The 26,948-nt window shown below is 51.5% G+C and carries 22 protein-coding genes; 21 read left to right on the top strand and 1 reads right to left on the bottom strand.

Annotated elements, in window-relative coordinates; all coding sequences use genetic code 11:
- Nucleotides 1-111: 111 nt before the first annotated feature.
- The 18 genes from DWZ76_RS11145 to serS all read left to right on the top strand — a co-directional run bounded on the left by DWZ76_RS11145 (nt 112) and on the right by serS (nt 22,915).
- Entirely contained in the window at nt 112-918 is an 807-nt protein-coding gene (locus tag DWZ76_RS11145; RefSeq protein WP_118472706.1) for an ATP-dependent Clp protease proteolytic subunit, read from the top strand.
- Between the two features lie 139 nt (nt 919-1,057).
- Nucleotides 1,058-4,354, top strand: a complete 3,297-nt coding sequence (locus tag DWZ76_RS11140; RefSeq protein WP_243017819.1) for a DNA translocase FtsK — start codon at nt 1,058-1,060, stop codon at nt 4,352-4,354.
- A gap of 42 nt (nt 4,355-4,396) precedes the next feature.
- A complete protein-coding gene (locus DWZ76_RS11135; protein ID WP_118472678.1) occupies nt 4,397-5,860 on the top strand; it encodes a UDP-N-acetylmuramoyl-L-alanyl-D-glutamate--2,6-diaminopimelate ligase in 1,464 nt (487 codons plus the stop codon).
- Between the two features lie 18 nt (nt 5,861-5,878).
- On the top strand, nt 5,879-7,288 hold the full coding sequence (gene murF / locus DWZ76_RS11130) for a UDP-N-acetylmuramoyl-tripeptide--D-alanyl-D-alanine ligase (protein ID WP_117795534.1): 1,410 nt from the start codon (nt 5,879-5,881) through the stop codon (nt 7,286-7,288).
- A gap of 161 nt (nt 7,289-7,449) precedes the next feature.
- Nucleotides 7,450-9,666 (top strand): primosomal protein N', encoded by a 2,217-nt coding sequence (gene priA / locus DWZ76_RS11125; RefSeq protein ID WP_118472677.1) that lies wholly within the window; start codon nt 7,450-7,452, stop codon nt 9,664-9,666.
- A gap of 18 nt (nt 9,667-9,684) precedes the next feature.
- Nucleotides 9,685-10,158 carry a peptide deformylase gene (gene def / locus DWZ76_RS11120; RefSeq protein WP_118293195.1) on the top strand — a complete coding sequence of 158 codons (474 nt, stop codon included), beginning with the start codon at nt 9,685-9,687 and terminating at the stop codon, nt 10,156-10,158.
- A 47-nt stretch (nt 10,159-10,205) separates the two neighbouring features.
- Nucleotides 10,206-11,150 carry a methionyl-tRNA formyltransferase gene (fmt, locus tag DWZ76_RS11115; RefSeq protein ID WP_118472676.1) on the top strand — a complete coding sequence of 315 codons (945 nt, stop codon included), beginning with the start codon at nt 10,206-10,208 and terminating at the stop codon, nt 11,148-11,150.
- Between the two features lie 66 nt (nt 11,151-11,216).
- The gene (locus tag DWZ76_RS11110; RefSeq protein ID WP_118472675.1) at nt 11,217-11,927 is read left to right on the top strand and encodes a zinc metallopeptidase; all 711 of its coding nucleotides are present in this window, start codon (nt 11,217-11,219) and stop codon (nt 11,925-11,927) included.
- Nucleotides 11,920-13,251, top strand: coding sequence for a 16S rRNA (cytosine(967)-C(5))-methyltransferase RsmB (gene rsmB / locus DWZ76_RS11105; RefSeq protein WP_118472674.1), 1,332 nt, complete (start codon nt 11,920-11,922; stop codon nt 13,249-13,251). The genes DWZ76_RS11110 and rsmB overlap by 8 nt, the downstream gene beginning before the upstream one ends.
- Nucleotides 13,252-13,322: 71 nt before the next feature.
- On the top strand, nt 13,323-14,387 hold the full coding sequence (gene rlmN, locus DWZ76_RS11100; RefSeq protein WP_022358690.1) for a 23S rRNA (adenine(2503)-C(2))-methyltransferase RlmN: 1,065 nt from the start codon (nt 13,323-13,325) through the stop codon (nt 14,385-14,387).
- Nucleotides 14,384-15,130, top strand: a complete 747-nt coding sequence (locus DWZ76_RS11095; RefSeq protein WP_118472673.1) for a Stp1/IreP family PP2C-type Ser/Thr phosphatase — start codon at nt 14,384-14,386, stop codon at nt 15,128-15,130. Before rlmN ends, DWZ76_RS11095 begins: the two co-directional genes overlap by 4 nt.
- Nucleotides 15,127-17,373: a Stk1 family PASTA domain-containing Ser/Thr kinase gene (gene pknB, locus DWZ76_RS11090; protein ID WP_118472672.1), complete on the top strand. Its 2,247-nt coding sequence runs from the start codon at nt 15,127-15,129 to the stop codon at nt 17,371-17,373. Before DWZ76_RS11095 ends, pknB begins: the two co-directional genes overlap by 4 nt.
- 25 nt (nt 17,374-17,398) lie before the next feature.
- Nucleotides 17,399-18,292, top strand: a complete 894-nt coding sequence (gene rsgA, locus DWZ76_RS11085) for a ribosome small subunit-dependent GTPase A (protein WP_106999960.1) — start codon at nt 17,399-17,401, stop codon at nt 18,290-18,292.
- A gap of 23 nt (nt 18,293-18,315) precedes the next feature.
- Nucleotides 18,316-18,981 (top strand): ribulose-phosphate 3-epimerase, encoded by a 666-nt coding sequence (gene rpe / locus DWZ76_RS11080; RefSeq protein ID WP_022360278.1) that lies wholly within the window; start codon nt 18,316-18,318, stop codon nt 18,979-18,981.
- Nucleotides 18,982-18,986: 5 nt separating this feature from the next.
- On the top strand, nt 18,987-19,637 hold the full coding sequence (locus DWZ76_RS11075; RefSeq protein ID WP_118472704.1) for a thiamine diphosphokinase: 651 nt from the start codon (nt 18,987-18,989) through the stop codon (nt 19,635-19,637).
- Between the two features lie 117 nt (nt 19,638-19,754).
- Nucleotides 19,755-20,357, top strand: coding sequence for an ECF transporter S component (locus DWZ76_RS11070; RefSeq protein WP_022360276.1), 603 nt, complete (start codon nt 19,755-19,757; stop codon nt 20,355-20,357).
- Between the two features lie 251 nt (nt 20,358-20,608).
- On the top strand, nt 20,609-21,445 hold the full coding sequence (locus tag DWZ76_RS11065) for a pyridoxamine kinase (RefSeq protein ID WP_118472671.1): 837 nt from the start codon (nt 20,609-20,611) through the stop codon (nt 21,443-21,445).
- Between the two features lie 192 nt (nt 21,446-21,637).
- Nucleotides 21,638-22,915: a serine--tRNA ligase gene (gene serS / locus DWZ76_RS11060; RefSeq protein ID WP_022360274.1), complete on the top strand. Its 1,278-nt coding sequence runs from the start codon at nt 21,638-21,640 to the stop codon at nt 22,913-22,915.
- A gap of 109 nt (nt 22,916-23,024) precedes the next feature.
- Here the strand turns inward: serS and DWZ76_RS11055 are convergent, their stop codons facing one another.
- Nucleotides 23,025-24,767, bottom strand: a complete 1,743-nt coding sequence (locus DWZ76_RS11055; protein ID WP_118293189.1) for an NFACT RNA binding domain-containing protein — start codon at nt 24,765-24,767, stop codon at nt 23,025-23,027.
- 144 nt (nt 24,768-24,911) lie between these two features.
- Here DWZ76_RS11055 and DWZ76_RS11050 point away from each other — a divergent pair, with 144 nt between their 5' ends.
- The 3 genes from DWZ76_RS11050 (at nt 24,912) to rpoZ (ending at nt 26,791) form a co-directional block, all read left to right on the top strand.
- Nucleotides 24,912-25,790, top strand: a complete 879-nt coding sequence (locus tag DWZ76_RS11050; protein ID WP_118468641.1) for a YicC/YloC family endoribonuclease — start codon at nt 24,912-24,914, stop codon at nt 25,788-25,790.
- A 108-nt stretch (nt 25,791-25,898) separates the two neighbouring features.
- Complete coding sequence (gene gmk, locus DWZ76_RS11045) at nt 25,899-26,519, top strand: guanylate kinase (RefSeq protein WP_022360271.1); 621 nt, start codon at nt 25,899-25,901, stop codon at nt 26,517-26,519.
- 17 nt (nt 26,520-26,536) lie between these two features.
- Nucleotides 26,537-26,791: a DNA-directed RNA polymerase subunit omega gene (rpoZ, locus tag DWZ76_RS11040; protein ID WP_022360270.1), complete on the top strand. Its 255-nt coding sequence runs from the start codon at nt 26,537-26,539 to the stop codon at nt 26,789-26,791.
- The last annotated feature ends 157 nt before the right edge of the window (nt 26,792-26,948 follow it).

Raw genomic sequence — 26,948 nt, 5'->3', positions numbered from 1 at the left:
GTTTCAGTGAATAAAGATAATAGGAAGACAGAATACTAAGAATGAATTAGGCAGTTGAGAAAAACATTGAATCCGCGTGTAAGATGGAAAGAGCGCAGAAAAGAGGAAAATATGATTCGGGCAAATCGTGAAAACAGGGAATGGGAAAATGAAGCGTGGGACAAGCAGACAGATAAGGCGGGAGAAAGCCGGGAACAGGCGCAGGAGGATCCGGTTCAGAAGCGTGAAAATGGACAGACGGATATTACGGGAAAGAATGGCAATCACATTGAATTAATCTCGATCATCGGAGAGATAGAGGGACATGAAAATTTGTCCGGCAATACGAAAACGACGAAATATGAGCATATTCTGCCTAAGCTGGCGGAGATCGAGGAGAGCGGTGAGACGGAGGGAGTTTTAGTCCTGATTAACACGGTGGGCGGCGATGTAAGCTGTGGACTGGCGCTCGCGGAGATGATTGCTTCGCTCAGCAAACCGACCGTTTCACTGGTCATCGGGGACAGCCATTCGATCGGTGTGCCGCTCGCAGTGGCGGTCGATCACTCTTTTATTGTCCCGACCGGGACGATGATGGTACATCCGGTACGGATGACGGGGATGGTGATCGGTGCCGTGCAGACGTATGATTATTTTGAAATGATTCAGGATCGTATTTTAAGCTTTGTGTCCGGACACAGTCAGATCTCCTATGAGCGCCTCCGGAGCCTGATGCTCAATACGGAGATGATGACAAAAGATCTGGGAACGGTCCTGGTTGGCGGGGAGGCGGTCCAGGAGGGACTGATCGATGAATGCGGCGGGATCCGGGAAGCGCTTGCATGGCTGAACCGGGCGATCGATGGGAAGAAACAAGAAATAGATGCACACGACCGGATGACGAAGACGGATTTTAGTGAAAATCTGAAAAGAAAGTAGAACATACGTGCGAAAATTTTAGGAAAGCGTTGCTTTTTTCCCTGAATTTGGGTATACTGAATGAGATAATAAGAATGTAAAATGAGAAAAGCAGTCTGCGGGAGGCTGTATTTTGTGAAACAGGAGGAACCGCAGATACATGGGAAATATTGGAGGCATGAGACAGGTGGCAGATACAAGCAGGAAAAGACAGAGTACAGAGCGTGCCGGGGAAACAGCTGGGACAGAGAAAAAAGCCGGGCGATCCAGAAAGTCCCCTGCGGCGAAGAAAGCGGAGGGGACGCTGAACGAGAAAAAGAGTGGGGGGAAGAAGAAAGCTTCGTCCGGAAAAGGCACCGCGAAAGGAACAGGAAGCCGAAGCCGCGCCAGCCAGGCGCCGGAGCCGGTGGAGAAAAGTGGTACAGGGGCATTTATGGGAACGGAAGTGGCGATTATTGTATCATTTGCAATATCGGTACTTTTGTTTTTGAGCAATTTCGGGCTTTGCGGCTTTGTCGGAAGTTTTCTGCGATCGACTCTGCTTGGCGTATTCGGCGTGATGGGGTATCTGGTGCCATTCCTTTTATTTATGGGAACTTGTTTTTATCTTTCAAACCGAGGCAACCAGAAAGCCGTAGCCAAGTTGGTGGCGGTTGGCGAGGTGCTTCTGGCACTTTGCGGACTTTCCCAGCTTCTCATGGGAGGCGGTCAGCATCTGGACTGGAATCTGGGCGATTATTACGCGCAGGCAGGTGGAGGCGGCTTTATCGGTGGCATTCTGATGCTGCTGTTGTGCGGAACAGTGGGAACGATCGGAGCAGTTCTGATTCTGCTGCTGCTTTTGGCACTCGGTGCTGTGTGCATTACGGAGCGTTCCCTGGTAAACTTCGTTAAACAGGGCAGCGGAAGGGCATATGAGTATGCGAAAGAAGATATGAGCCGCCGCCGTGAGATACATGAGGAGAAAAAGGAAGAAAAACGCCGTCTGCGGGAGGAGCAGCGGGTCCGTGGCGTTGATCTCGAGGGCGCCAAGCTGACCGAGCTGCCAGTGATGCGGAATTTCTCGGAAGGAGTCCCGGAGGGAACCGTGCTGGGACCGGAGGACGCACTGGAGGAATTCCGTGAGATGCATGGAAGACAGGAAAACTTGCAGGATGAGACAGCGGCTTATGATGATTGGACCGATGTTCCGGCAGAGGGAAAAAATCTGGCACAGGATTCCGGACAGGGAGTAGAGAAGGAGAATCCGGCAGATGTATTTCGCGGGCAGATATTCCACGGTGGCGGAGCGGTAGAACCGGAACCGGTGGAGTATGAAGAAGATCCGGTGGAGTGCGAAGAAGAACCAGTGGAATCGGAGCAGGATCCATATGCATACGCTGGTTCAGAATCCCAGCTTCAGGAAGAAGCGGAGCGCGAGACGGCGCGGGCGGTAAGAGAGACAGAATTTGCAAAGGAGCCCGCAGAGACAGAGGACAGTGCGAGCGACCAGCTTCTGAAACGCCTGTATGTACGCCGTGATACCCGGACGATGGAAGAATTTGCCGGCGGCGAGAGTCAGAAAGGTCCAGGCTATTATCCGGTAGAGACACGGGAGAGACCGGCTGCGGAGGCGGCCCCCGGTTTGACCGCAGAGGAGGTTCATACAGATTTAGGGCATCAGGATGTCTTTGAGCCATCGGAAAACGAGTGGGAAACCGTTTCGATGGGGAATGAGGATGAATGGAACGAACCTATATCTGGGGAAACGGATTCCGAACCAATCGATGGCTATTATAAGACGCTGGAATCAGAGCGGGGCGAGACAAAGGGCAGTTTCTTTGTCCCGGAGGATTCCAAAACGGTCGTGACCGCATCCGGAAAGGTGATCGAGACAGATACAGAGGCGATACAGAAAAAACTGGAGCAGAAACGGGAAGAACGAAAAGCACTTCCAGTTGAGGAACTGACGGTTCCAGAGCAGATCGAGCGCAAGGAAGAGGAAGAAAAGAAGATCCAGAAAGAATACATATTCCCGCCATTGACTCTTTTAAAACGCGGCACGGGACAGACCGATTTCTCGGATCAGGAGTACCGGGAGACAGCGATCAAGCTGCAGCAGACGCTCCAGAACTTCGGCGTGGGCGTGACGGTTACAAACATCAGCTGTGGACCGACGGTTACCCGCTATGAGCTTCACCCGGAGCAGGGGGTCAAGGTCAGCAAGATTGTAGCTCTGGCGGATGATATCAAGTTAAATCTGGCAGCGGCGGACATCCGTATCGAGGCACCGATTCCTGGCAAGGCGGCGGTCGGTATCGAGGTTCCGAACAAGGAGAACCATGTGGTTCTGCTGCGCGATCTGCTGGAGTCAGAGGCATTTAAGAAATATCCGTCCCGGCTGGCATTCGCGGTCGGAAAAGATATCGCAGGTCAGACGGTTGTCAGCGACATTGCGAAGATGCCGCATCTTCTGATCGCGGGTGCGACCGGATCGGGTAAATCAGTCTGCATCAATACGCTGATCATGAGTGTGATTTATAAAGCGAAGCCGAGCGAGGTCAAGCTCATCATGATCGACCCCAAGGTGGTTGAGTTAAGTGTATACAACGGTATTCCGCATCTTCTGATTCCGGTTGTGACCGACCCGAAAAAGGCGTCCGGCGCCCTCAACTGGGCGGTGGCAGAGATGACCGACCGTTACCAGAAGTTTGCAAAATACGGCGTGCGCGATCTTAAGGGTTTCAATGCCAAGGTTGAGTCGATTGCGGATATCGACGATCCGAAGAAACCGGAGAAACTGCCACAGATCATCATTATCGTGGATGAGCTTGCCGATCTGATGATGGTAGCGCCGGGCGAAGTAGAAGATTCGATCTGTCGTCTGGCACAGCTGGCGCGTGCAGCGGGCATTCATCTGGTGATTGCGACGCAGCGACCATCGGTCAATGTCATCACCGGTGTGATCAAGGCAAATATTCCGTCGAGAATTGCTTTTTCCGTCTCTTCCGGAGTGGATTCCCGTACCATTATTGATATGAACGGCGCGGAGAAACTGCTCGGAAAGGGCGATATGCTGTTCTATCCGTCGGGCTATCAGAAACCGCAGCGTGTACAGGGCGCGTTTGTGTCCGACAATGAGGTTTCGGATGTGGTCGGATTTTTGAAACAGGAGGGGCTGACCGCAGAGTACAGCGCCGAGGTTGAGTCCAAGATCCGTTCGACGGCGATGGATGCGGGCTTTGGCGGCGGTGAGCGCGATGCCTATTTTGCACAGGCAGGTAAATTTATTATTGAGAAAGACAAAGCATCCATCGGCATGCTGCAGCGTATGTTTAAGATTGGCTTCAACCGTGCCGCGCGTATCATGGATCAGCTTGCAGATGCAGGCGTGGTCGGTGAGGAAGAAGGCACGAAGCCGCGTAAGGTGCTGATGAGCATGGAGCAGTTTGAAAACATGATGGAAGAAGGATATTAAAAAGCGGAATCATTATAAAATATCAAAATCAGGAGGTATCCTATGAAGCTTAAAAGCTGGCTGAAAGAATTGCCGTATACATTATTGCAGGGCAGCCTGGAGACGGAGGTTGACGAGGTGGTCTACGATTCAAGAAAGGCGGCGCCGGGGACGGTGTTTGTGTGTATGCGCGGGGCAAACGTTGATTCGCATACCTTTATCCCGGATGTGGTTGAAAAGGGCGCGCCGGTTCTGGTGGTCGAGCATCCGGTTGAGGCGCCTGAGAACGTGACGGTCATTCAGGTGGAGAATGGACGGAACGCGCTATCGCTTCTTTCGGCGGCACGTTTTGATTATCCGGCGCGGAAGATGACGGCGATCGGTGTGACCGGCACGAAGGGAAAGACGACTACTACTTATATGATCAAGGCGATTCTGGAGGCAGCCGGACAGAAGACGGGTCTCATCGGAACGAACGGCGCTGTGATCGGTGAGAATCATTATCCGACCAAAAATACGACGCCGGAATCCTACATTTTACAAGAATATTTTGCAAAAATGGTGGAAGCGGGCTGCCGTTACATCGTGATGGAGGTTTCTTCCCAAAGCTACCTGATGCACCGGGTAGATGGACTTTTCTTTGATTATGGAATTTTCCTGAATATTTCCAATGATCATATTGGCCCGAATGAACATGCAAGTTTTGAAGAATATCTTTACTACAAAAAGCAGCTTTTGAAAAACTGCCGGACAGCGCTCGTCAACCGCGATGATCCGCACTTTGATGCGATCGTAGAAGGGGCGACAGCAGAGATCCTGACCTTTTCATTGGAACAGGCGGCTGATTTTACAGCGGATGACATTCACTATGTACGCGAACATGATTTCGTGGGCGTCGAATTTCAGACGCATGGACGATATGAGAGCGATCTGCGTGTCGGCATTCCGGGCAAATTTAACGTGGACAATGCGCTGGCGGCAGCGGGCGTGTGCAGCTTCTTTGACCTGCCGAAGGAGAAAGTCTGCCATGCGCTGGAACATATCCAGGTCGATGGACGGATGGAGATTGTATATAAATCAGCAAAGTGCACCGTGATCGTTGACTACGCCCACAATGCGGTCAGCATGGAAAGTCTTCTTCTGACGCTGCGCGACTACAAGCCGAAGCGTCTCGTCTGCGTCTTCGGATGCGGCGGCAACCGGGCGCGCGATCGCCGGTACTCGATGGGAGAGATTGGCGGAAAGCTGGCAGATCTGTCGATCATCACGGCGGATAATTCCCGCTTTGAGAAAGTGGAAGATATTCTGGCAGATATCAAGGTCGGACTTGCAAAAACCGATGGCAAATACGTTGAAATCCCGGATCGCCGCGAAGCGATTGAGTACAGCTTGTCCCATGCGGAGGATGGCGATATCATCGCGATCATCGGAAAGGGGCATGAGGATTATCAGGAGATCGAGGGCGTGCGCTATCATTTCCTTGACCGGGAAGTAGTGCAGGAGACGGTGAAGAAGCTGCATATGTAATCAATTTGGAGGCAAAATATGGACCATATTACAGTCAGACATATCGTGGAAGCAGTGTCGGGAACACTGCTCTGCGGAGATGCAGATACGGAGTTAAAACACATCAGCATTGATTCCCGGAGTATGCGCGGGGCGGATCTGTTTGTTCCGCTGATCGGGGAGAAATCAGACGCGCATCGTTTCCTGGTTCAGGCGATGGACAATGGGGCGGCAGCCGCACTGACTTCGGAGCATGAGGCGGCACCGGAGGGCTTTCACGGCGCGCTGATCCAGGTGAAAGATACGAAACTGGCATTGCAGACGATCGGGCGCTGCCTGCGGGCACGTCTTTCTATCCCGTTAGTTGGTATCACCGGCAGCGTGGGAAAGACGACGACGCGCGAAATGGTGGCGGCGGCGCTTTCAGCGAAATATAAGACATTCAAGACACCGGCAAACCACAACAGCCAGATCGGTGTGCCACTCACGATCTCGGAGATTTCTGAGAATGATGAGATCGGCGTGCTGGAACTGGGAATGAGTGAGCCGGGCGAGATGGCGGTGATCGCGGAGATTGCGGCGGTGGATTCGGCAGTCATGACGAATATAGGTGTGACGCATATTGAGAATCTGGGCTCCCGCGAGAATATCTTAAAAGAAAAGCTGCATATCCAGGACGGTATGAAGGCAGGCGGAATCCTGTTTGTAAATGGAGATAATGATATGCTTTCCACCGTGCATGCAAAAGCAGGCTGCCATACCGTCCGTTATGGACTTGGAGCAGATAACGACTACCGCGCCGAGGATCTTTCATATCCGGATGGATTTCCGTCCTTTACGATGGTACACGGCGAGGTGCGCGTCCCGGTGAAGCTGACTGTTATGGGCGAGCACAATGTCATGAATGCGCTGGCTGCCCTGGCGGTTGCGGATGCCTACGGTGTGCCGCTTGCCGATGCAGCGGAAAAGCTGCTTGAATTTGGCGGGTTCAAGAACCGTCAGCAGATTTATCATAAAAATGGTTATACGATCGTGGACGATACCTACAATGCAAGCCCGGATTCGATGAAAGCGGCGATAGGTGTGCTTTCTTCCCTGCCGGCAGGACGCAGAATTGCGGTTCTGGCGGATATGAAGGAACTGGGAGAGAATACGATTCAGTTCCACCGTGAAGTTGGTGCGTTTCTGGCGGAAAAACCGGTCGATATCCTGGTTGTATATGGCGAACTGGCGCAGGCGATCGCCGAGGGAGCAAAGAAAGTCAAACCGGATCTGCATGTCGTTTCGTTTGAAGAGGACGAAAAAGAAGATATGCTTGACTGGCTGGATGCACAGATCGGTGAGGGAGATGCAGTCCTGTTTAAGGGTTCCAACAGTATGAAGCTGGGGGAGACGGCAGCGAGGTTTATCTCAGTCGAGAAGACTCCCACCTCTTCAGGTGGTAAGTAATAGCAAGTTTGTCTCAGTAGAAGCCTTGTCTCCGACTGAGATAAACGCTCCGCGAGGATGCGCAGTGATTCTGTAAAGAATATGTCAGCTTCGCTGACCAGAATCACGCGCTAAATCTCACGGACGTTCGACTTGAATTAGAAATAGAAAGAGAAGGAATCATGGCGTATCAATACGCGGATATTATTATAGATATATCCCATGAGAAGGTGGATCGCCCGTTTCAGTACCGGATTCCGGCGCAGCTGGCGGAGGAGATTACGGCGGGAACGTGCGTGACGGTACCGTTTGGAAAGGGTAATTCACTTCGGACTGGATATGTGGTGGGAATGGGAAATACGGCGGAGTATGACCCATCCCGCATCAAGGAGATAGCTGGGATCGCACCGGGCAGTATGTCGGTGCAATCTCAGCTTATCCGTCTGGCGTGGTGGATGCGGGAACGTTATGGCGCGACGATGAACCAGACGCTCAAAACCGTACTTCCCGTCAAGGAAAAGATAAAACCGCGCGAGAAAAAGACGCTGCATTGTCTTTTAAACCAGGAAGAGCTGGAAGCGGCAATCCTGGCGGCACAGAAGCGGCATTATAAGGCGCGGGTGCGGCTCCTTGAGGCATTCCGGGACAATCTGGATATTCCGATGGAATTTGCCCGACGGGAGCTTGACCTGACCCTGGCGACGATCCGCCCGATGGAGGAACAGGGACAGCTTTCAGTGAAAGTTTCCCGTGAGGAACGCGGGTTAAACCATGCAAAACTGCCGCGTCCAGCCGGACAGACCGTGCATCTCAATGAAGAGCAGCAGGCGGCGGTTGACCGTTTCTGTGAGGATTATGAGACGGGGAAACGTGAAACGTATCTGATTCACGGCGTTACGGGAAGTGGAAAGACCGAAGTCTACATGGAGCTGATGGCGCGTGTCCTGCGGGATGGAAAGCAGGTGATTCTGCTGATCCCGGAAATTTCGCTGACATATCAGACGGTGATGCGGTTTTACCGGCGATTTGGCGATCAGATCGCGATTCTGAATTCCCGTCTCTCTGCGGGAGAACGCTATGATCAGTGGGAACGGGCGGCGCGGGGCGAGGTTTCCGTGATGATCGGACCGCGGTCGGCGCTGTTTGCCCCATTTTCCAATCTGGGACTGATTCTGATCGACGAGGAACATGAGGGCGCCTATAAGAGCGAGACGATGCCGCGCTATCATGCAAGGGAAGTAGCGGCGGAGCGCGCCCGGCTTTCCGGGGCTTCGCTGGTCTTGGGCTCAGCGACTCCTTCTCTGGAATCGTATCTGCGGGCGCAGAATGGCGAATATGTGCTTCTGCCCCTGCATCACCGGGCAGTGGCGGGAAGTATCCTGCCGAAGGTACAGATCGCTGATATGCGTGCGGAGATGCAGGCAGGCAATAAATCGGTGTTCAGCCGGACGTTGGATGCAATGTTGACAGAGAGACTCGCACGTGGCGAGCAGGCGATGCTTTTTATGAACCGGCGCGGCTATTCCAATTTTGTTTCCTGTCGTTCCTGCGGAAAGGCGGTGACCTGTCCGCATTGTGATGTTTCCCTGACACTACACGGGAAGAACCGTCTGGTCTGTCATTACTGCGGCTATACGATTCCACTGATGAAGCAGTGTCCGTCCTGCGGATCACCGTATATTGCCGGGTTTGGGGCCGGAACGCAGAAGATGGAAGAATTTACGAAAATTCGGTTTCCGGATGCGAGGATCCTGCGGATGGATGCGGATACAACGGCAAAAAAAGGCGGACATGAAGCGATTCTGGAGGCATTTGCAAATCGTGAGGCAGATATCCTGATCGGCACGCAGATGATTGTAAAAGGGCATGATTTTCCGGGAGTGACGCTGGTCGGAATCCTGGCGGCGGATCTTTCCTTAAATACGCCGGATTACCGCAGCGCGGAGCGGACGTTCCAGCTTCTGACGCAGGCGGCTGGCAGAGCGGGACGCGCCGGGAAGCCCGGCGATGTGGTCATCCAGACGTACCGGCCGGAACACTATGCCGTGCAGGCGGCAGCGGCGCAGAATTATGAGCTGTTTTACAGCCATGAGATCAATTACCGGAGGCTGCTTCATTATCCACCAGTCTGCCAGATGGCTGCGGTTTATTTTGCCTGCGGCGATGAGGCGGTGCTGGATGAATGTGCGGAAATGGCGGCGCGGCGGCTGCGCGAAAGTGCCGAGTGTATCGGTCCGGTTCCGGCACCGGTATACAAAGTTAATGACATCTACAGAAAAATTTTATATATAAAGTGTGAAAAATGTGCTATACTGGATCAAATCAGGGGTCAGATTGAAACCCTGGCTGCCGCAGATACAAAATGGCAGGCGGTCCAGATTCAATACGATATATCATAGAGAGGAAGAGTGTATAAAATGGCAATCCGGTCAATTAGAACTATTGGCGATGAGGTACTGAAAAAAGAGTGTAAGGCAGTGACGGAGGTAACCGATCACACACTTGAACTGATAGAGGATATGTTTGACACGATGTATTCAGCCGGCGGCGTAGGTCTGGCAGCACCGCAGGTCGGTATCCGCAAACAGATCGTAGTAATCGACGTGGAGGACGGCAACCAGTATGTCCTGATCAATCCGGTCATCGAGGAAATGTCCGGCAGCCAGACTGGTCAGGAAGGCTGCTTAAGCGTTCCGGGCAAGGCTGGTATGGTAACCCGTCCGAGCCACGTAAAGGTACGCGCGCTGAACGAAAAAATGGAAGAGTTTGTCCTGGAAGCAGATGATTTCCTGGCACGTGCGATCTGCCATGAGTGCGATCATCTGCACGGACATCTGTATGTGGAGTTGGTAGAAGGTCCGTTAGAGGATGTAACGGCAGAGGAAGAATAAAGCACATTGGCAGAATGAGAGAAACAAGAGTGGGGTGACAGGCAGATATGAAGATCGTATTTATGGGAACACCGGATTTTGCGGTTCCGACACTGGAAGCGCTCTATCAGAGTCGGCATGAAGTAGCGGCGGTGGTGACACAGCCAGATAAGCCGAAGGGACGCGGCAAGGCGATGGCAATGCCGCCTGTCAAGGAAAAAGCGCTGGAATATGGAATCCCGGTGTATCAGCCGGTGCGCGTCCGCAAGGATGAGGCATTTTTTGAGGAATTGACGAAGATTCAGCCGGATGTGATCGTCGTGATTGCATTTGGCCAGATTCTGCCGGAGCGGATTCTGAACCTGCCGAAATACGGCTGTATCAACATCCATGCGTCGCTTCTGCCAAAATACCGTGGGGCAGCCCCGATCCAGTGGGCGGTCATCAATGGCGATGAGGTCAGCGGTGTGACGACGATGCAGATGGATGTCGGTCTGGACACCGGAGATATCCTGGATACCGTGGAAGTACGCCTGGATCCGAAAGAGACAGGCGGCAGCCTGTTTGACCGCTTGAGCCTTGCGGGAGGAAAGCTGATTCTCTCCACGCTTGAGAAAGCGGAGGCGGGAATCCTGCATCCGGTTAAACAAGATGAGGCAGAGGCAACCCATGTGACAATGCTCGATAAGTCGATGGGGCAGATCGACTGGTCGATGGATGCGGCAGTGATTGAGCGCCTGATCCGCGGCTTAAATCCATGGCCGAGCGCTTATACAAAATTTGAAGGAAAAACCCTGAAAATCTGGTCGGCGGATGTCGAGGAAGATGCGGCGGGAAGACCGTCACCGGAGACATTCGGACAGGTGGTACGTGTCGGTAAAGATGCATTCTCTGTCCAGACCGGCAAAGGGCTTCTCACGATCCGGGAACTTCAGCTGGAAGGCAAGAAGCGGATGGATACGGCGGCATTTTTACGCGGGTATCCGGTGGAAGCGGGAGTAAAGCTCGGATAAAATGAATGCTTCAGCAGGGACTGAACTGCTACAGGCAGCCGGGCGTTTGAAAGGAGTTGGAGTGATATGTACGGATATGGATATTACAGTATGTTTGATCCGACGATGATTCTGGTATTAATTGGTGTATTCCTGTCATTGGGTGCATCTGCGAAGGTAAACAGCACCTACGCGCGGTTTTCAAGAGTCCGGAGCATGACCGGCATGACGGGAGCCGAGGCGGCGAGACAGCTTTTAAATTCACAGGGCATTTATGATGTCCAGATCCGCCAGGTGGCAGGCAGCCTGACCGACCACTATGATCCGCGGACCAAGACCGTGAATTTATCTGAGAGTGTATATGGTTCTACTTCGGTCGCGGCGATCGGTGTTGCGGCGCATGAGTGCGGACATGCGATGCAGGATGCATCTGAGTATGTTCCGCTGCGCCTGCGCGGTTCAATGGTGCCGGTGGTCAACATCGGCGCACAGCTTTCCTGGCCTATGATCCTGATTGGTGTTCTGGTCGGCGGCATGGGATCTCCGATCGTTTCACTTGGAATTCTTTTATTTTCCTTGTCGGTGCTGTTCCAGCTTGTGACGCTTCCGGTTGAGTTCAATGCATCCGCGCGTGCGGTACGTCTGCTTGATTCAACAGGGATTCTTCGCGGGGAAGAAGTTGGATATACCAAACAGGTGCTTGGTGCGGCGGCACTGACGTATGTGGCAGCGGCGGCTGGTTCGATTTTACAGCTTCTGCGTCTGATTATATTATTTGGAGGACGACGCGATGACTGATGGAACTGCGCTGCGTGAAATAGCGGCAGAAATTTTGACTGAGATTCTGGAAAAGGGACAGTATACACATCTGGCCCTTTTTCAGGCTCTTTCTAAATATCAGTATCTGGAGAAAGCAGACCGCTCGTTTTTAAAACGGATTGTGGACGGGACGGTGGAGTATAAAATCCAGATTGATTATATTATCAACGCATATTCTAAAACAAAAGTTCATAAGATGAAACCGTTTATCCGCACACTTCTGCGGATGAGCGTGTACCAGATTTATTATATGGACCGTGTACCGGATTCGGCGGCGTGCAATGAGGCGGTGCGCCTTGCGAAAAAACGCGGATTTTCCGGACTTTCCGGCTTTGTAAATGGTGTGCTGCGTTCTGTGACGCGTGGAAAAGGCAAACTGACCTTCCCGGATGATTCAGTGCGGTATTCAATGCCGGACTGGATTTTATCTCTCTGGAAGGAAAACTATGGGGCAGAGACGACGCACAGGATGGCACAGGCTGGTCTGGAGAAACGTCCGTTTATGGTGCGGTTTGCCGAGAGCCGTGCAGGGAAAGAAGAGATTTTTGCCTCCCTGTCCGCCCAGGGCGTGACGGCAGAGGAGACAGCGGCGGGAAGCGGTGTTTACCGTCTGACGGGAGTGGACTATCCAGAGAGTCTGGATGCGTTCCGCGAAGGACTAATCCGGATTCAGGATCTGAGTTCGTCGCTGGCTGGTGATGCGGCGGGTATTAAAGAGGGTGATTTTGTACTCGATGTCTGTGGGGCACCGGGTGGAAAAGGGCTTCATGCGGCGGATCTGCTGCACGGAACTGGACAGGTTGAGATCCGGGATGTGAGTGATTACAAGGTATCTTTGATCAAGGAGAATATTGCCCGTAGCGGCTGTACAAACGTCTCTGCCTGCGCCTGGAATGCGTGTGAATTCGATGCTTCGATGGAGCAGAAAGCGGATGTGGTCATTGCCGATCTGCCGTGTTCAGGACTTGGCATTATCGGACGCAAGCCGGATATCAAATACAACGCTTCAATGGACGGAATCCGGGACCTGGCTGCATTGCAGCGGCAGATGCTGTCGGTGGTCTGGCAGTACGTGAAGCCGGGTGGAGTGCTGGTTTACAGCACCTGCACGGTCAACCGTCTGGAAAATGATGAAAACCGGGCATGGTTTTTAAACGAATATCCATTTGAGCCGGTTGATATCAGTGGTCGTCTGGGGATTGATTTTCAGGAAGACAGCCTGAAAGAGGGATACATCCAGCTCTATCCGGGCGTTCATCCGTGTGATGGATTTTTCATCTCTGTGATGAAAAGAAAAGGATAACTGGACGGAACAGTGTATGAATACAGGAAAGACTCCGAGAGTGCATATAGGAGAGAGGGAGGCAGTCCGATATGGAAAAGCAGGATATAAAATCAATGACGCAGGAGGAACTGCGTGCCTTTTTGGTGAGTCTGGGCGAAAAACCATTCCGGACCGCCCAGATCTATCAGTGGATGCATGAAAAACTGGCATCTTCCTTTGACGATATGACAAACCTTTCCAAGGTACTCCGGCAGAAGCTGCAGGACGCGTGCGAGTATGTATCGCTGGAAAAGGTACGGGTGCAGATTTCGCAGATCGATGGAACCCGCAAGTACCTGTTCCGCCTCGCGGACGGCAATGTCATCGAGAGTGTCCTGATGCGTTATAAGCATGGAAATTCCGTTTGTATTTCCTCGCAGGTGGGGTGTCGGATGGGCTGCCGTTTCTGTGCTTCGACCCTGGACGGCCTGGAACGGAACCTGCGCCCGTCGGAGATGCTGGACCAGATTTATCAGATTCAGCGCGATACAGGCGAACGCGTTTCCAACGTGGTTGTGATGGGATCGGGTGAACCGCTGGACAATTACGATAACCTGATCCGCTTTATCCATCTTTTGACGGAGGAAGGCGGACTGCATATCAGTCAGCGAAATGTGACGGTTTCCACCTGTGGGCTGGTTCCGAAGATCCGGGAGCTGGCAGATCAGGGACTGACCATCACGCTGGCACTTTCTCTGCATGCGCCGAATGACGAGGTGCGGAAGAGCCTGATGCCGATCGCGCGTACATATGCGTTAAAGGATGTATTGGCGGCCTGTCATTACTATTTTGAAAAAACGGGACGCCGCATGACGTTTGAGTACAGCCTGGTGCAGGGAGTCAACGACAATCTGGACGAGGCGCGCGAGCTGGCGGCGCTGATTCAGGATCAGCACGGGCATGTGAATCTGATTCCGGTCAATCCGATCAAGGAGCGCTCTTATGTACAGTCGGGACGGAAAGCGATCGAAGCATTTAAGGGATGTCTGGAATCTAAGGGAATCAATGTGACAATCCGGCGCGAGATGGGGCGCGACATAGACGGTGCCTGCGGACAGCTCCGGAAGAGCTATATGGATAAAGAGCAGGAGAAAGAAGGTGCGGCAGTCAAATGAAAGCATACGCACTGACGGATATCGGAAAAACGCGTAAGGTCAATCAGGATGCTCAGTTTGCCAGCACGGAGCCGGTGGGAGAACTTTCCAACCTGTTTGTCGTGGCGGACGGAATGGGCGGTCATCAGGCGGGAGATTTTGCTTCGCGCTATCTGATCGAGCATATGCCGGAATATATCAAAGAGAGTGGTGAGAATGAGCCGGTCGCGGCGCTTCGAAAGGGGATCGAGGCAGTCAATCAGGAACTTTATTCCCTTTCCTGTGAGCGCGAGGAGCTTGCCGGCATGGGAACAACGCTGGTAGCGGCTTCCATTCAGGGAAATACACTCTATGTGGCAAACGTGGGGGACAGCCGTCTCTACCGGATTGAGCGCTCCGGCATTCATCAGATTACCCGGGATCATTCCTACGTGGAGGCGATGGTCTCGCTGGGACAGATGAGCCGCGGCAGCCGGGAATATGAGACGAAGAAAAATATCATTACCCGCGCAGTCGGGATCGGTGGGCATGTGGAGCCGGATTTCTTTGAGGTTTCACTGAACCCGGGCGATTACATACTGCTGTGTTCGGACGGGTTAACCAATATGGTGGATAATTCAGCAATTTACCGGATGGTGCTTCTGCCGGGAACCCTGGACACCAAGGCAAGGGCGCTCACGGCGCTCGCAAACCAGAACGGCGGGAAAGATAATATCGCGGTCATATTGATTGACCCGCAGATCAAGGAGGTGAGAGAATCATGATGCTGAAACCGGGAACTTATCTGCAGGATCGCTATGAGATCCTCTCACTGATTGGTACGGGCGGCATGTCAGAGGTGTATCAGGCAAAATGCCACACTCTGAACCGTCTGGTGGCGATCAAGGTTTTAAAGGATGAGTACAGCCAGGATGCGAATTTCGTCAGCAAATTCAAGATGGAGGCGCAGGCGGCGGCAGGGCTTTCCCATCCAAATATTGTGAGTGTTTATGACGTTGTGGATGAGGGCAGTCTTCATTATATCGTCATGGAACTCATCGAGGGAATCACGCTGAAAAGCTACATTCTCAAGAAAGGTCATCTGGGCGTCAAAGAAACGATTGGAATTGCCATCCAGGTAGCGCAGGGGCTGGCAGCGGCACATGACCAGCATATTGTGCACCGGGACATCAAACCGCAGAATATGATTATATCGCGTGACGGCAAGGTGAAGGTGGCGGATTTCGGTATCGCCAGAGCTGTATCGTCCCAGACGATCGGGGTCAATGCGGTCGGTTCCGTGCATTATATCTCGCCGGAGCAGGCAAAAGGAAATTATAGCGACGGACGAAGCGATCTGTATTCACTGGGAATCACGATGTATGAGATGCTAACAGGAAAACTTCCGTTTGACGGGGATACCCCGGTTTCAGTGGCACTGGCACATCTGGAAGAACCGGTGCAGCCGCCGAGCCGCATCAACCCGGAGGTGTCGGCAAGCCTGGACCGCATTATTTTAAAATGTACCCAGAAAAAGCCGGAACGCCGTTACCAGAATGCGTATGAGCTGATCGCGGATCTGCGCCATGCGTTGGTGGATCCAAACGATGATTTTCTGAAAAAAGAACCGGAATTTGATGAAAATTCCCCGACAGTCGTGCGCGGGGCAGAGGAACTGAACCGCCAGATGGAGGCACAGAGAAATCGAAATCTGGAACAGACGATGGAACATCCGGCAGTGAGTGAAAAGACCGGACCGGTTCCGACAGAAAATGAACGTGGTGAGGTAGTCTGGAAAGAGCCGGAACAGCCGGAGAAAGAGATAGAAGGCTGGCAGGAAGAAGAGACGGATGTCTATGAGGAAGAAACCTCCAGGCGCCCAGACCGTAGGCGGAAGGGACGCCGTATAGAAGAAGACAGCGAGGATGTCAATCCGCAGATGGAGCGCCTGCTTACGATGATTGGAATCGGTGCAGCCGTATTGATTGTGGTGGTTGTGATTGTCATTGTTGCGAAGTTAACAGGCATCTTTAATCTGGGCTCTGGTAGTCAGAAGTCTCCGAAGACGACCGTTGAAGCTTCTTCGGAGGCGTCTGAGAGCGAGAGTCTGGAATCAACGGAGTGCAGGGTTCCGCCGCTGGACGGCATGACGGAGGATGAGGCGAAGACAGCATTGGAAAAGCAGTCGTTGAAAATCCGTTATGAATATGCAAAGTCGGAAACCTCTGAAAAAGGGAAGGTCATCGGTCAGAGTATTGCCAGCGGCACGGTTGTCTCGAAACAGACGGAAGTTATCGTCACGATCGGAGAAGGCAATGAGGCAATAGATTTGACGAAACTTGGACTGGAAGAGATGTCCGGCGAGGATGCAGAGACGCTTCTGGCAGAAGAAAATAAACTGACCGTAGTAGTGCAGAAAGAGAGCAGCGATACGGTTGCCTCCGGTATAGTGATCCGATACAGCCCGTCCAGCGTGGATCCGGGCGGTACGGTGACGCTGTATGTCAGCACAGGTCCGAACGTACCGACGGTACCGATGCCGAGGATTACAGGGCTTTCAGAGGAAAATGCAAAAGTTGTTCTGGAAGCGGTCGGATTAGAGCTTGGCGAGCGCAAGGAAGCGAAGAGTTCGGAAGTGGCAAAGGGCAAGATCATCAGTCAGGATGTCCTGGAGAAAACAGATACACCGGAGGGAAGTGCCATTGGCTATACAGTCAGTCTGGGAAAAGGAACCCGCTATGTGGCGGCGATCAACGATGAATTCCAGATGAGTGAACTGTTTGGACCAAGTTCCGGAGATACGCATATCCGCGTCAGTATTGTGATGAAGCAGACGATTGCCGGCAATACTGTGACTAAGACGGTCATGGAACCGAGGGAGATCGGCGGCGATATCACGCTTCCGATTCATTATAATATCGAGGGAGCGGACGGTGTGCAGACAGGCGAGCTGCAGATCCTCGATCTGACGAACGATCGGGTTCTAAAAACGTATCAGCTTGAATTTGTGGAAGTTTCAGATAATTAATAAGAGGTAGTTGTAAGGTACAGATATGCAGGGAAAGATAATTAAAGGGATCGGCGGTTTCTATTATGTACACGACGGTATTGGAAAGGTATATGAATGCCGTGCAAAGGGAATTTTCCGAAATCGCGGCATCAAGCCGCTGGTAGGCGATGACGTGGAGATCAGTGTTCTCGATGAGGAGAAGGCGACAGGCAATCTCGATGAGATCCTTCCTCGTAAAAACCGTCTGATCCGCCCGGCGGTTTCAAATGTTGATCAGGCGGTGGTGGTTTTTGCCATCACCGATCCGATGCCAAATTTAAACCTTCTCGACCGCTTCCTCGTCATGATGGAACGGCAGGAAGTTCCGGTCAGCATCTGTTTCAACAAGATCGATCTGGTCGATGCAGCCGAGCAGGAGAAGCTGCGTGCGATCTATGAACCGGCGGGCTATCCGGTGCATTTTATCAGCACCTACGAAAAATCAGGGCTGGAGGAGTTTCATCGGTTGATCATTGGGAAAACAACGGTCTTAGCAGGACCTTCGGGTGTCGGAAAATCGTCGATCACGAACTTTATCCAGCCGGAGGCACAGATGGAGACGGGCGGTATCAGTGAGAAGATCCGCCGGGGCAAACATACGACGCGCCATTCAGAACTGTTTTTCGTGGAAGAGAGCACCTATATGATGGATACGCCGGGATTCAGTTCTCTCTATATCGAGGATCTGGAGCCGGAGGCGCTCAAGGACTTTTTCCCGGAATTTGAGGCATATGAGGATGAATGCCGTTTCTTAGGCTGTGTCCACATTGGCGAGCGCGAATGCGGCGTCAAGACGGCGGTGCAGGAGCATAAGATCGGGCAGAGCCGGTATGACAATTACCGTTTGATGTATCAGGAATTAAAAGAGAAAAAGAAATACGGCAGAAGCAGCCGTTGACAAGAAATTGGGAGGAAAGAACCATGATTATATTATCACCTTCGATTCTGGGGGCAGATTTTACGAAGCTGGGAGAGCAGGTCGCTGAGGTGGACAAGGCAGGCGCACAGTACATCCATCTGGATGTGATGGATGGCGCGTTTGTGCCGAGTATCTCCTTTGGAATGCCGGTGATTAAGAGCCTGCGCCCGGTGACGGATCGTGTGTTTGACGTACACATGATGGTGGAAGAACCGGGACGTTATGTAGAGGATATCAAAAAAGCGGGGGCGGATCTGATCTGTGTGCATCAGGAAGCCTGTCTTCATCTGGACCGCACGATCGCGCAGATCCGTGAGGCGGGGCTGCAAACAGGTGTAGCGTTAAATCCGGCGACCCCGGTCGAGACACTGGATGTTATTTTGCCGGAGGTGGACATGGTTCTTCTGATGACGGTCAACCCGGGATTTGGCGGTCAGAAATTTATTCCATATACGGTAGAAAAAATCAAGAAGCTGCGCGCAATGTGCAGCGAGAGGGGACTTTCCACCCGCATTGAGGTGGACGGCGGAATCACGCCGGACAATGTGCGGACGGTTTTGGAGGCAGGAGCCGATGTGATCGTGGCGGGAAGCGCTGTATTTAAGGGAAACCCGGCTGGGAATGTAAAAACATTTTTAAATATTTTTCAGGAATTTGAACAGGGATGATGAAGATGAAGCGTTGTTTGATTGTGACAGGCGGAACGATTGATATTGCGTTTGCGAAAGATTTTCTCTCACAGCGCTCGTATGACTATGTAATTGCGGCAGATGCGGGGCTGGAGGTTCTGCGCCCGCTGCATATTTCTCCGAATGCGGTGGTCGGAGATCTGGACACGGTGGACAAAAAGGTTCTGGAAGAATATCAGAACCAGCCGGACATCGAATTTGAGATCCATAAACCGGAGAAGGATGAGACGGATACGGAGCTGGCGCTTTTGACGGCGGCGCGCCAGGGCTGTGAGGCAGTTGATATCCTGGGGGCGCTGGGCGGCCGTATGGATCACGCCATCGGCAATATCCAGCTGATGTATCAGTTTTTCTGCCAGGGAATGGAAGTGAATATTTATGATGCCCGCAACCGCCTGTATCTTCTGGGCGGGCATAAGGTATTTCACCGGGAAGAGGTGTATGGAAAATACATTTCGTTCCTGCCGATGACCGAGACTGTCGAGGGACTGACGCTGCGGGGATTTAAATACCCGCTCCAGCGGCGGACGATCGGGCTGGGGACGAGTCTCTGCATCAGCAATGAACTCAAACGGGAAGAGGGCATTCTGGAGCTGGAGAAAGGCGTCCTTTTGTGCGTGGAGGCACATGATTAATCCGGATAAAAAAGTGGCAAGTTATAACTGACCTGCTTAAAATGATAAAAACTGTATGTTTTTCAGGGGACAAGATTGTGCTATGATGAGTCCAATAACAAGGGAGGATGAAACATCATGGCAAACAAATCAAATCAGGCTTACAAGATCGCGATGGTCGGTCTGCTGGCAGCTCTCTCCTATGTCGTATTTACATACGGACAGGTGAAGATCACACTTCCGGGCGGCGATGCAACTTCCATTCATCTGGGAAATGCAGTCTGTGTCATCGGGGCACTCTTAGTCGGCGGCTTTTACGGCGGTTTGGGAGGTGCTATCGGCATGACGATAGGTGACCTTCTCGATCCGGTTTATATTGTATATGCACCGAAGACATTTATCTGCAAACTCTGCATCGGACTGATCGCCGGATTCGTAGCACATCGTCTGGGCAAGATTGACCGGAGCACCGATAAGAACCACATCCTTGGTTTTACGATTGCAGCAGCGGTGGCAGGTCTTTTATTCAACGTCATTGCAGATCCGCTGATCGGATATTATTATAAACTCTGGATCATTGGTAAACCGGCGGCAGAGCTCACACTTGCATGGAATATCGCAGCGACTTCGATCAATGCGGTGACATCTACGATTGCGTCTGTTGTTATATATATGGCAGTTCGTCCGGCACTCCGCAAGGCAGGTTTTCTGGATGCATTGTCTGTAGAAGCGAGAGCATAAGGCAATTTATCTCAGTCGAGAAGAATTAAAATGAAATACATACAGGAGACTGTGGTTGGGCAGAATGGGAAAAACATCTGTCCGGGCGCAGTCTCCTTGTTGCGTCATTGGAGTGTGCGGTTTATAAAACACAAATGCATAGATACACGCTTGTAGAAACCAGAATCATGCCGCAGGCAGTCGTATCTGCCGCGAGAATATGTTAGATTATAAAGTTGCTTAAAATCTAAGAAAATGAGGAAAAATTATACATGGAAGGAATTCAGAAGAAAATAGCGGTTTTAAATGACCTGTCAGGCTATGGGCGCTGTTCGCTGACGGCGGCAATGCCGGTTATCAGCGCCCTCAAGGTACAGTGCTGTCCGGTGGTGACGGCGGTGCTGTCCAATCACGCGGGATATCCGGAATGCTATATGGATGATTATACCGATCGGATGGAGGCATACCTGGAGCCGTGGCGGAAGATGGGATTTGAGATGGACGGAATCATGACTGGATTCTTAGGTTCTGCCAGACAGGCGTCGATCGTGGCAGATTTTATCCGGGATTTCAAACGGGAAAATACGCAGGTTTTGGTAGATCCGACGATGGGCGACCACGGACATCTCTACAGCGTCTGTGACGAGGATCTGATCGAGGCGATGCGGGAGCTGATGCAGTATGCGGACGTTGTCACGCCAAATCTGACGGAAGCCTGTGCCCTGACGGACACGCTGTATCAGGAAAATGGATGGAGTAAGCGCAAGCTCTCAGATTTGACCTGGAAGCTTCACCTTTTGGGCGCGCGGTCAGTCATTTTGACAGGCGTGGTCAAGGGCAAACAGATCCTCAACGTGATCCATGAGCGCGGCAAGGAGCCGGTCTTTCATGCAACTAAATTTGTGGCGGGCAATTACCACGGAACCGGGGATGTCTTTGCAGCAGTCATCGGTGCCAGCATGGTGCGAGGTGTGCCGATGGAGGAAGCCGTCAGACGGGCGGCAGCTTTTACAAAAAAATGTGTGGAAAAGACAGAAGAACTTGGTGCCCCGGAGCAGGACGGACTGTGCCTGGAGGCGTGTCTGTCCTATTTGACGAAGTTGAGTTAAATATAATGGGCAGTCTATCCTGTTTTGTTTCAAAATGCAAAAATGATGTTACTGGGCACGTATGCGTGAACAATAACAAAATGATTTGAAGAACAGAGGAACTCTTGAAACAGGGCTTTTCATTCGTACAAAGTTGTAGTATAATTATAATTAGTTTTCGTGCAGTTAATTGCATAACAGTAGGAGGAAGATATGTTAGATCTTAAATTCGTCAGAGAAAATCCTGACATTGTAAAGCAGAATATTAAAAATAAGTTCCAGGACAAGAAAATTCCGCTGGTAGATGAGGTAATTGAGCTGGATGCCAAGAACCGTGCAGCGAAGAAGGAAGCAGACGATCTGCGTGCGAACAAGAACAAGATTGCAAAACAGATCGGCGCTCTGATGGGTCAGGGAAAGAAAGAGGAAGCAGAAGAGCTGAAGAAACAGGTAGCAGAGCAGTCTGCCCGCCTGTCTGAGCTGGAAGAGCAGGAGAAGGATCTTGGCGAGCGCATCTTAAAGATTATGATGACCATCCCGAACATCATTGATCCGAGTGTTCCGATCGGTAAAGACGACAGCGAGAACGTAGAGATCGAGCGCTTCGGCGAGCCGGTTGTACCGGATTTCGAGATCCCGTACCACACCGAGATTATGGAGAAATTTAACGGCATCGATCTGGACAGTGCCAGAAAGGTAGCTGGAAATGGTTTCTATTACCTGATGGGCGATATCGCAAGACTTCATTCTGCTGTTATCGCATATGCAAGAGATTTCATGATTGACCGTGGATTTACCTACTGTATCCCGCCGTTCATGATCCGCAGCAATGTTGTAACCGGCGTTATGAGTTTCGATGAGATGGATGCGATGATGTACAAGATCGAGGGAGAGGATCTTTACCTGATCGGTACCAGCGAGCACTCTATGATCGGTAAATTCATTGATACCGTAGTTCCGGAGGAAGAGCTTCCGAAGACACTGACCAGCTATTCTCCGTGTTTCCGTAAAGAGAAGGGCGCTCACGGCATCGAGGAGAGAGGCGTATACCGCATCCACCAGTTTGAGAAACAGGAAATGATCGTAGTCTGCAAACCGGAAGACAGCAAGATGTGGTATGACAAACTGTGGAAGAACACCGTGGACCTGTTCCGTTCCATGGATATTCCGGTTCGTACTCTGGAGTGCTGCTCCGGAGACCTGGCTGATCTGAAAGTAAAATCCGTTGATGTAGAGGCATGGTCCCCGCGTCAGAAGAAATATTTCGAGGTTGGAAGCTGCTCCAACTTAGGTGATGCACAGGCAAGACGTCTGAAGATCCGTGTCAACGGCAAAGATGGCAAATACTTTGCACACACCTTGAACAACACTGTAGTAGCTCCGCCGCGTATGCTGATCGCATTCTTAGAGAACAACCTGCAGGCAGACGGTTCTGTCCGCATTCCGGAGGTTCTGCGTCCGTATATGGGTGGTAAGAGCGAGATTCGCTAAGTTCATTTGAGTCCAGTAAAAAAACGCCATGGGTTGTGTGCCTGTGGCGTTTTTTACTGGACTCATTGTGAATTGCAGAAATATAGACATTGTCTTTTTTCAGGCGGCATTATGATGGCAGTTCTTCCAGCTGATTCGACGGCGTCGCCATCATCGAATAATTCGTATGATAAATCACAAATCCCGGAGCAGCGCCCGCTACTTTTTTGACCTGCTTTTTCTGTACATAATCGATCTCAACTTTTTCATTTTCCCGTCCCTTGGAATAGTAGGCAGCCAGCCCGGCGGCTTCCTCGAAGGTGCGGTCCGGAAGCTCTTTTCCTTCGGATTTCACAATGACATGGGAACCCGGAATTCCTTTTGCGTGGAACCACCAGTCATTTCCAGTCGCGATCTTGAAGGTCAGCTCCTCATTCTGGTAGTTGTTTTTGCCGACGTAGATATGGAATCCGTCGGAGGAAAGGTAGTGGAATGGGCGGCTTGTGATTTTCACTTTCTTTCCAGCCGGACCGTGCTTTTTGATGAAGCCATATTCCGTCAGCTCCTGCTTGATCTGAGTCAGATCTTCCTCCTTTAAGGCAATATCGAGGGAGGTGCTGATGGATTCGAGGTGCTCGATCTCCTGCTTCGTCTCCTCAATGAGCTGGCTCTGAGCCTCGAAAGTACGTTTGAGTTTTCCATATTTGTCAAAATATTTCTGCGAATTTTCGCGGGCGGTCAGCTGCGGGTCAAGCGGGATCTTGACCTCTTTTCCTGTGTAGTAGTTCGTGCAGACAAGTTCTTTTTCGCCGCCGGTCAGCTCATAACCGTAGGTGTTTAACAGCTCGCCGTAGAGCTTGTATTTATCCCGTTTTTCGGTGTCCTTTAACTGTTTCTGCTGCAAATCGTATTTTTTATAATTGCGCTCCAGGGCAGTCTGGACGATCCGGCGCAGATCCGAGGATTTCTGGCGGATTCGTGTGATGACGTTCTTGGACGCATAGTAGGTCTCCAGCACTTTACTGATCGAATCAAAGTGTTCGACCTGATATTCCGGCGGGAACGAGGTCAATGGGAGAGCGGCAAATTCCATTGGCTCATCTTCACGGTATACGATGCAGGGCGAGAACTGTCCATTTTTGATGGATTCCATTGCCAGTTCCAGCGTGTGCCCGAGGTGCGTGCGCTCCAGCTCATTCAGTTCCGATGCGGGGCGGTCGGCATCGATCGATGCCTCATAGCAGAATTCTTCTGCCATGACCGGGCTGATACCGGTGAAATTCGTGTAAATGGCTTTTCCTGCCGGTGCCGGTGACTGTGCCAGAATGGCGGCGAAATCATCGGCAGATGCAGTCAGCGGATCCTGCTTTGCGACCGTCTGCGGGAGGAAATATTGCCGTCCCGGCAGAACCTCGCGCACGGAGCTGACCTGCACGGAGATATGTTTGATACTGTCGAGGATCGTGCCGTCAGGGCTGCAGAAAATGATATTGCTGTATTTTCCCATCAGTTCGACGATAAGCAGCTTGCGGCAGAGGTCACCCATCTCGTCCAGATGTTCGATCTCAAAATGAATACAGCGTTCCAGACCCGGCTGGCTGACCGACACGATGCGTCCGCTTCCGATGTGCTTGCGAAGCAGCATGCAGAAATTCGGGGCAGTCATCGGTCCCTGCTTGTTGGTATCCGTCAGATATGCCAGCGGGAGACTTGCGTTGACCGAGAGAAGAAGCCGTTTCGTCTCCCGGAAGTTCTTTATGGTAAAAAGAAGTTCATCGCGCTCGGTCTGCGTGATCTTTGCGATCTTGCCGCCGGTAAGCGCGTCACTAAACTCCTTAACCAGGTTTGCGATTACAATTCCGTCAAATGCCATGGTTTTGGTGCTCCTTTATTTGTGTAGTATCTACTATTATAATGAAAGAAGACACGAAAAACAATCACTTTTAAATTCGGTTGACGCTTGCGGCGATTTGCATTATAATACCATTATCTATGGATGAAAGAGAGAGGCGTCACTATGCTTAAAAGTATGACTGGATTTGGCCGATGCGAGATGGCAACGGATGAATATAAGATTTCTGTGGAGATGAAGGCGGTAAACCACCGTTATCTGGATCTCAGCATTAAGATGCCGAAGAAATTTAATTACTTTGAGGCGGCGATTCGCGCGCAGCTCAAGAAATACATTCAGCGGGGAAAGGTAGATGTCTTTATTTCCTATGAAGATTATACGGATGAGAAGATGTCCTTAAAGTACAATCGTTCCCTGGCTGGCGAGTATATGGATTATTTCCGTCAGATGGCGGACGAGCTTGGAATTCCGAATGACGCGACGGTGATGCGTCTTGCACGGTGTCCGGAGGTCTTTACGATGGAGCAGGCGCCGGAGGACGAGGAGCATATGTGGCAGATTCTCGAAAAGGCGATCGGCGAGGCGGCAGAGAAATTTGTCGAGACACGCACACGCGAGGGTGAGAATCTGAAGCAGGATCTGCTTGGCAAGCTGGACTATATGGTAACGCTGGTCGATCAGATTGAAGAACGTTCCCCGAAGATCGTGGAAGAATACCGGGCGAAACTGGAAGATAAGGTGAAAGAGCTTCTGGAAGGAAGCAGCGTCGATGAAGGCCGGATTGCGGCAGAGGTTGTGATTTTTGCAGATAAGATCTGCACCGATGAGGAGACGGTCCGCCTGAGAAGCCATATCGAGGCGACCCGCAAGGAGCTGACGGCGGGCGGAAGCGTCGGACGTAAGCTGGATTTCATTGCACAGGAGATGAACCGCGAGGCGAATACGATCCTTTCCAAGGCAAACGATCTGGAGGTTTCCGATTGTGCGATTGCACTCAAGACAGAGATCGAGAAAGTCAGAGAGCAGATTCAGAATATTGAATAGCCGATCATGCTGGAAGAGGTATTCACGGAAGGTTGCCGTTGGCGGTGAAAATACGGAGAATATGAAATATTGTAATAATAGATAGAATTTAGAAAGCAGGCGAAATATATGGATAATCAGGGAGTACTGGCAGTTATATCCGGATTTTCAGGGGCAGGCAAGGGAACATTGATGCGTGCATTGCTGGAGCGGTATGACAATTATGCCCTTTCCATCTCCGCGACCACCCGCGCACCGCGCGAGGGCGAGGTTGATGGAAGAGAGTATTTCTTTAAGACCCGGGAAGAGTTCGAACAGATGATTGAACACGATGAGCTGGTCGAATACGCCCAGTATGTCGGAAACTATTACGGCACACCGAAGGAGTATGTGTTTTCCAACCTGAAAGCGGGCAAGGATGTCCTTTTGGAGATTGAGATTCAGGGTGCCCTGAAAATCAAGAAGAAATTCCCGGAGGCAGTTCTCATTTTTGTCACGCCGCCGAGTGCCGGGGAGCTTAGAAACCGGCTGGCAGGTCGTGGAACCGAGACACCGGAGAAGATTGCCGCACGGCTTTCGAGAGCAGCAGAGGAGTCCAAGCAGATGGATGACTACGATTTCATTCTGGTGAATGATGAGGTAGACCGCTGTGTAGAAGAAATGCACGCACTGATTCAGGCGATGCATGCCAGAACAGAAAATCACAAGACTTTGATTGAAAAAATAAAAGAAGAGATGAAGCAATTCTGAAAGGAGAAAGATGTATTATGATGCTGCGTCCGTCATATCTTGACTTAATTAATGTTGTAAACAAAGAGGCTGAGCCGGGGAAAGAACCGCTGATTCAGAGCCGTTACTCCATCGTAATTGCGACTGCAAAGCGTGCAAGACAGCTGATCGCCGGTGATGAGGCACTGGTCATTGAGAATGGAAGAAAACCGCTTTCGATCGCGATCGACGAGCTGTACCATTCTAAGGTTAAAATTGTAGCAGAGAACGATTCCCCGGAGGAAGAGGTCTAAAAGGTGACAGAAGACCGTCCCGTGTTCATTATGTACATGGAGATGGTCTTTTCTTAGATATAGAGTAACTGTTCAGTAGGTCTGCGCATTTACTGCGCTGACCGTACGAAAACATGGGCCAGCAGGAAAAAATCCCATTGCCGTAGGCAATTTTTAA

Origin of the sequence: Clostridium sp. AF35-15, from assembly GCF_003477745.1 — a bacterium.
Classification (GTDB): Bacteria; Bacillota; Clostridia; order Lachnospirales; family Lachnospiraceae; genus Otoolea; species Otoolea fessa.
This window is presented reverse-complemented; position numbering and strand designations above follow the sequence as displayed.

What these genes read in the sequence shown, in the direction of transcription:
- DWZ76_RS11140 (WP_243017819.1), top strand. Translation starts at nt 1,058, where the DNA reads ATGGGAAATATTGGAGGCATGAGACAGGTGGCAGATACAAGCAGGAAA.
- DWZ76_RS11095 (WP_118472673.1), top strand. Translation starts at nt 14,384, where the DNA reads ATGAAAGCATACGCACTGACGGATATCGGAAAAACGCGTAAGGTCAAT.
- rpe (WP_022360278.1), top strand. Translation starts at nt 18,316, where the DNA reads ATGATTATATTATCACCTTCGATTCTGGGGGCAGATTTTACGAAGCTG.
- pknB (WP_118472672.1), top strand. Translation starts at nt 15,127, where the DNA reads ATGATGCTGAAACCGGGAACTTATCTGCAGGATCGCTATGAGATCCTC.
- DWZ76_RS11075 (WP_118472704.1), top strand. Translation starts at nt 18,987, where the DNA reads ATGAAGCGTTGTTTGATTGTGACAGGCGGAACGATTGATATTGCGTTT.
- DWZ76_RS11065 (WP_118472671.1), top strand. Translation starts at nt 20,609, where the DNA reads ATGGAAGGAATTCAGAAGAAAATAGCGGTTTTAAATGACCTGTCAGGC.
- rpoZ (WP_022360270.1), top strand. Translation starts at nt 26,537, where the DNA reads ATGATGCTGCGTCCGTCATATCTTGACTTAATTAATGTTGTAAACAAA.
- DWZ76_RS11135 (WP_118472678.1), top strand. Translation starts at nt 4,397, where the DNA reads ATGAAGCTTAAAAGCTGGCTGAAAGAATTGCCGTATACATTATTGCAG.
- DWZ76_RS11145 (WP_118472706.1), top strand. Translation starts at nt 112, where the DNA reads ATGATTCGGGCAAATCGTGAAAACAGGGAATGGGAAAATGAAGCGTGG.
- DWZ76_RS11070 (WP_022360276.1), top strand. Translation starts at nt 19,755, where the DNA reads ATGGCAAACAAATCAAATCAGGCTTACAAGATCGCGATGGTCGGTCTG.
- murF (WP_117795534.1), top strand. Translation starts at nt 5,879, where the DNA reads ATGGACCATATTACAGTCAGACATATCGTGGAAGCAGTGTCGGGAACA.
- serS (WP_022360274.1), top strand. Translation starts at nt 21,638, where the DNA reads ATGTTAGATCTTAAATTCGTCAGAGAAAATCCTGACATTGTAAAGCAG.
- DWZ76_RS11050 (WP_118468641.1), top strand. Translation starts at nt 24,912, where the DNA reads ATGCTTAAAAGTATGACTGGATTTGGCCGATGCGAGATGGCAACGGAT.
- DWZ76_RS11110 (WP_118472675.1), top strand. Translation starts at nt 11,217, where the DNA reads ATGTACGGATATGGATATTACAGTATGTTTGATCCGACGATGATTCTG.
- gmk (WP_022360271.1), top strand. Translation starts at nt 25,899, where the DNA reads ATGGATAATCAGGGAGTACTGGCAGTTATATCCGGATTTTCAGGGGCA.
- def (WP_118293195.1), top strand. Translation starts at nt 9,685, where the DNA reads ATGGCAATCCGGTCAATTAGAACTATTGGCGATGAGGTACTGAAAAAA.
- rsgA (WP_106999960.1), top strand. Translation starts at nt 17,399, where the DNA reads ATGCAGGGAAAGATAATTAAAGGGATCGGCGGTTTCTATTATGTACAC.
- priA (WP_118472677.1), top strand. Translation starts at nt 7,450, where the DNA reads ATGGCGTATCAATACGCGGATATTATTATAGATATATCCCATGAGAAG.
- fmt (WP_118472676.1), top strand. Translation starts at nt 10,206, where the DNA reads ATGAAGATCGTATTTATGGGAACACCGGATTTTGCGGTTCCGACACTG.
- rlmN (WP_022358690.1), top strand. Translation starts at nt 13,323, where the DNA reads ATGGAAAAGCAGGATATAAAATCAATGACGCAGGAGGAACTGCGTGCC.
- DWZ76_RS11055 (WP_118293189.1), bottom strand. Translation starts at nt 24,767, where the DNA reads ATGGCATTTGACGGAATTGTAATCGCAAACCTGGTTAAGGAGTTTAGT.
- rsmB (WP_118472674.1), top strand. Translation starts at nt 11,920, where the DNA reads ATGACTGATGGAACTGCGCTGCGTGAAATAGCGGCAGAAATTTTGACT.